The organism is Providencia vermicola, assembly GCF_020381325.1.
Classification (GTDB): Bacteria; Pseudomonadota; Gammaproteobacteria; order Enterobacterales; family Enterobacteriaceae; genus Providencia; species Providencia vermicola.
The window spans coordinates 1-3682 of the sequence record NZ_JAGSPI010000019.1 but is presented as its reverse complement, the minus strand read 5'-3'; the positions used below and the strand labels follow the sequence as shown (position 1 = coordinate 3682).

Sequence of the window (3682 nt, the reverse complement as noted above, 5' to 3'; positions counted from 1 at the left end):
AAATTCCGCTTCCTCGACGTGAAGCAAGTTCACGCCTTGCGGCGAGCGTTGTGAGTTGAAAACATGAAGGATTGTTGTCTGGACTTTAGAGGGCGCAGAGCCGAAATGATTGTGACATCACTTCGGCTCTGCTAATCTAATTCGCGTGCATTCGTTGCTTCGATTAGACCTCAGCAATCCAATCTTAGCAACGGGAAGCTAGCTTGTCACTACTTCCTTAAAACCATTCAACGACATTAACTCAAATGCACCACTTGATTGACTCGGACTTAGCCCGGTCTCCGAAAGGATAAACAGGCAAATTGTGGTAGTAAAACGTACCGGAACACGAAATTCCGGCTCTGCCTCCGAATCACGCTGCGGTATCGAAAGATTACAGTGCGTACCTGATAAGAGCACCAATCAACGGACTAGGGATTTCTTGGATTGCACCGTCGGAAGAAACCCAACCTAACCAGACTTAGCTAGATTAGCGAGCTAAGAAGCCATGACCCAATAGCCGATCATGGAGAAAAGCAAAGACAGAAAGATGCTGTCGCTTCGCTCCGTTTTGATTAGTACCACATTGGGGCATTAGGTTTTTTTTGTTAATTTAGTAAAGCGGAGAAAAAACAGCCAGAAAATAAATTCTGACTGTTTTTTTTATTACATTGGTGACATAACACCTGGCACTGAAAGTTCGATACCTTGAACTTCAAAGGTAGAGGTTTTAAATCTTTCGACTTTTAAACTCCCACCACAGATAACCAAGCCAGCCACACAACACGCTATAAGAAAATCACGCATTGTGAATACCTCACTGAAGTTATGTCAAACCTCATTCGCCACAAGGATGACAACAATCCAACAGTGGTTATAGCTAAGCTTATTTAACTAATATCGGTTTGACGGTTGAACTTGTCTCGGCTGTCAGATTAGGTGCTACCCTATCTCGAGACTTCCTATAAAATGGCAAACTTCACCATTAAAAAGGTCGGGAGCTACCCCAACCTTTCGACTACTTACCCCCAAGATAAGTACTAGAAAAGATGGGGGGTTCTCGTCATTCCACGTCAAATAAACTTAACTTTTGATTTTAACTAATAAACCAATTAACTCCAACTACAATAATGAACACGGTTGTTTTTTTGACTTTAAAGCTTTATATTTATATATGCTTATTTAACTAATATCGGTTTTGTTTTGACATTTAGTATGTGCAGCTACACATACCATAGAAGACCGCTAATCTTCCCGTAAAAACAAAACAAAAAAAGCCCACTTGAATGGGCTTTTTTTTTACTTTTTTTTTACTTATATGATGCTTCCACACCATCGTTAAAACCTAATGAAAAAGCCGCTACAGGGCTTTTATGCCGCACTGTTCCAGCTTGGCTATCAGGTATATATCTAATAGCTTCCTCTACATTAATATTTTTCTCTCTAGCTAACCCTGCTTTATAACCCTCGTCATAAGCGCAACCTGCACACTTATGCCTACCACTAGAGTTAGCCTGATCTTCGGGAAGACTTTCAAACCGAAGAGAATATCTGTGTTGTTGCTGACAAGTAGACATATTTCCCTCGATGCATTAGTGAATGTGTTTTTTATTACATCTTGAAGTTGAGGGGGGATAGGGATATCCAAGCTTTTAAACAACTGTTCTGTATTTTTAAGTTGTCGTTTTCGTTGTCCTAATGTGACTATTTTTTTTTGCTTTGCAATCTGTTCACTACGATTTGAACGATACAATTCAATATTATCACTGGACATAAACCAGAATGGTTCTGCTCCAGAACAGCCTTTATTGCACTCCACAGGGATTAGCTTGTTATTTCTAATATAATCAATAACATAATTAGCATCCTCACCTAGTTTATTAATATCTTCTCGATAGACACATTTACCAGTAAGAAGGATTGATATGACCTTTTCTGCTATTTCTTGACGTTTATTCATCAAATTACCTATAAAATTAGATATGTAATTTGATTGCTCAAGGCGTGAGTGAATACATCTTTATTTTCAAGTAGCTCCAAACTTTTCTATCGTTTTTTCTAACTTAAGGTTAAGATATAAAAAGGGATCCATAAAGTGATTCCTTTTTTTCATTCAAGAACCTTGAGCAATCAAGGCATCGGCGGGTTAATTGGTATAAAAAGCTCGGTCGCCAAACTTCTGCTTTTTATCTAATTAATCCCGCTTCTCTTAAAACCAAATCATTATATATCGTCCTTGATTCGTGGCCAATAGATCAAAAATCATCTAAATTCAGAAAAAAGCACAGCATAATTAAAAAAAATAAGCCTATCTCCCTCGATCTAGCAGTGATACTCTCCGAAACCATTACTATCTTACATTATAAAAAGCATACTATTTAGGTGTTGTTTTTTATGAAAAAAAAAGCTCAATCGATCACTTTTTAACCAGATCAGAGATTTTTTGAACAAGATCCTAGAAAAAACTCTATATATTCGTTACCCATAATCCCTTTTATGTTAAACGGGCGAGTTAGTTAGCGAAAACCGCCCGTTCACACCCATTAAAGCCCCTCAAAACGATTTTGAGACACGATCACCCTATAAAACACCCAAATCTACGCTGAAAGTTTAGAACGGCTTTGCAAGCTTCTGAGTGCGTTTTTAACATCATGCAAACTGACAAGTAAAACGATGCGAAATCACTGAAAGACACAAACTTGTTTTGTGGCAAGAAGCGATTTGACCAACCGAGTAAAACGAGGGCGGTAGGCTTTTTGTTTTTCTCCTGATGAGTGTCCAGCGAAGAAAGGGAAAAACAGGGGGAGCCGAAACGAAATGACACGCCCCAGCGATGGCAAGTGAACCCCAGTGAACGAGTTTCGTTTTGGGGGCAAAGCCCCCCGTCAAGCGAAGCGTCTGACCACCACATTTTTGAGCGACCAAATACAGGGGCGAAAAAAGGGGGTGGTCAGACGAACGCAGTGAGTTTGACGGGCTTGGGTGAATGGCTTTTTTCGCAGGCGTCCAGCCGAAGAAAATAGCCAGAGGGCGGAGCCTTATGTCATTCATTTTCGTCCAGAAAATGAGTGACCATGATGCGCCAAGCATCATGGTCTTTTCAGCTTCTATCTATTATCCTGTATCTTATTCTATGTATTATTCTACCTATTACAGACGAAATAGATAAAATAAGAGATAGGATAATACATAAAATAATAGATAAACCTAACGTCAGCGCACCTTTTCTTCGAGCTGTTTTAGCATCAAAACATCACCTAATAACCGTTGATTTTTACCTGTGAAAAAGATGATCGGGCTGACATTTGCATTATCAATACTTCGGCTTAACTGAATCCCCATCGCCTGATAATCATCATCGTTTGTACAATGATATAACGCTAAAACAAGCTGACATTGTTCGGGGGTTCCGCACTCTATTGCCCAGCGGATCAACTCCGAAAAGGTCAATCCGTTCGGTTTCCAACGTTTTTTATGCCGTGACGCTAACGCCTTAAACTTTTCACGCCCTTGATTATATTTTTCTGCTCCGATCATCGGATCTTCACAACGAACGCCTTGAACTGGTCGCTTATCAAATGACAATTCCCATAAATTTAATTCTTGGATGTATTCGTAATCTGCTGGCGATGCCAAACGAAATAATTGAGACATGGTGATCCCTCCGATTATGTGTGAACGGAGATAGTATAAGGCTTTCGGG

At 39.7% G+C, this 3682-nt stretch carries 4 protein-coding genes; all 4 read right to left on the bottom strand.

What is annotated here, in order from left to right:
• Positions 1 to 645 precede the first annotated feature (645 nt).
• The gene (locus tag KDJ85_RS19205; RefSeq protein ID WP_225820974.1) at positions 646 to 786 is read right to left on the bottom strand and encodes a hypothetical protein; all 141 of its coding nucleotides are present in this window, start codon (positions 784 to 786) and stop codon (positions 646 to 648) included.
• Positions 787 to 1426: 640 nt separating this feature from the next.
• Positions 1427 to 1939, bottom strand: a complete 513-nt coding sequence (locus tag KDJ85_RS19260) for a hypothetical protein (protein ID WP_338050611.1) — start codon at positions 1937 to 1939, stop codon at positions 1427 to 1429.
• Between the two features lie 689 nt (positions 1940 to 2628).
• A complete protein-coding gene (locus KDJ85_RS19195; RefSeq protein ID WP_225820976.1) occupies positions 2629 to 3030 on the bottom strand; it encodes a hypothetical protein in 402 nt (133 codons plus the stop codon).
• A 162-nt stretch (positions 3031 to 3192) separates the two neighbouring features.
• Complete coding sequence (locus KDJ85_RS19190) at positions 3193 to 3633, bottom strand: hypothetical protein (RefSeq protein WP_225820975.1); 441 nt, start codon at positions 3631 to 3633, stop codon at positions 3193 to 3195.
• Positions 3634 to 3682 lie beyond the last annotated feature (49 nt).